The sequence below is a fragment of the Corynebacterium sp. KPL4015 genome, assembly GCF_040225725.1.
GTDB classification, from domain to species: Bacteria; Actinomycetota; Actinomycetes; order Mycobacteriales; family Mycobacteriaceae; genus Corynebacterium; species Corynebacterium rhinophilum.
On the sequence record NZ_JBEHGF010000064.1, the window covers coordinates 1 to 838 of the forward strand.

The 838-nt window shown below is 56.2% G+C and carries 1 pseudogene; it reads left to right on the forward strand.

Annotated elements, in window-relative coordinates:
• Window positions 1–56: 56 nt before the first annotated feature.
• A pseudogene (locus ABRP64_RS11640) lies at window positions 57–838 on the forward strand (IS256 family transposase); the annotation flags it as partial.

An 838-nucleotide genomic window follows, 5' to 3' on the forward strand; every position in this document is an offset into this window, starting at 1 on the left:
GAGGGTGTTAGGAAGTTTGTGTGTGAGGCTCTGATCTAGAAGGAGTTTCACCGATAATGACTACGGTGTTACCGAAGAAAAGCCATGACCCGGCGAGGGTCAACGAGATCAGTAAGAAGCTGATGGAAAATCCTTAAGCTCGCCAGCTTGATCGGCGAGCTGTCGGCTTCTGCTGATGATGCAAGCGAGCTGGTCAAAGGATTGCTACAGGCATCGATCAACGCTGGTCTACAGGCAGAGATGGATGCGCACTTGGGCTATAGCCACTGCGACCGCAAGACGAAAGCCCAGGTCGAAACCTCACAGGAGAATAACCACCGCAACGGGTCGTACAGCAAGACCGTCAATTCTGGATACGGCGCGGTGGAAGTAACTGTGCCCAGGGATCGTGCCGGCACGTTTACTCCCCGCATGGTGCCCAAGGGCGCACGCAGGCTCACAGAACTCGACGACATGATCGTCTCGCTCTACGCCGGCGGGATGACAGTGCGCGATATTTGCCATCATCTCGCGACCACCCTTGGGGTGAATATGAGCCCGGATACGATCAGCACCATTACCGACGCGGTCTTGGAAGAGGTCATGGTGTGGCACAACCGCCAGTGAGATGAGTTCTACCCGGTGATCTTCCTCGACGCCCTACGCGTGAAAATTCGCGATGGCCACCGCGTGGTCAATAAGGCTTGCTACATGGCGGTTGGTGTCGACATAGACGGCATCAAGCACATCCTGGGATTGTGGATCGCTGATAATGAAGGCGCTGCATTGTGGGCATCAGTCTGCGCAGATCTGGCCAACCGCAGGGTCCAGGACGTGTTCATCGTGTGCTGCGACGGGC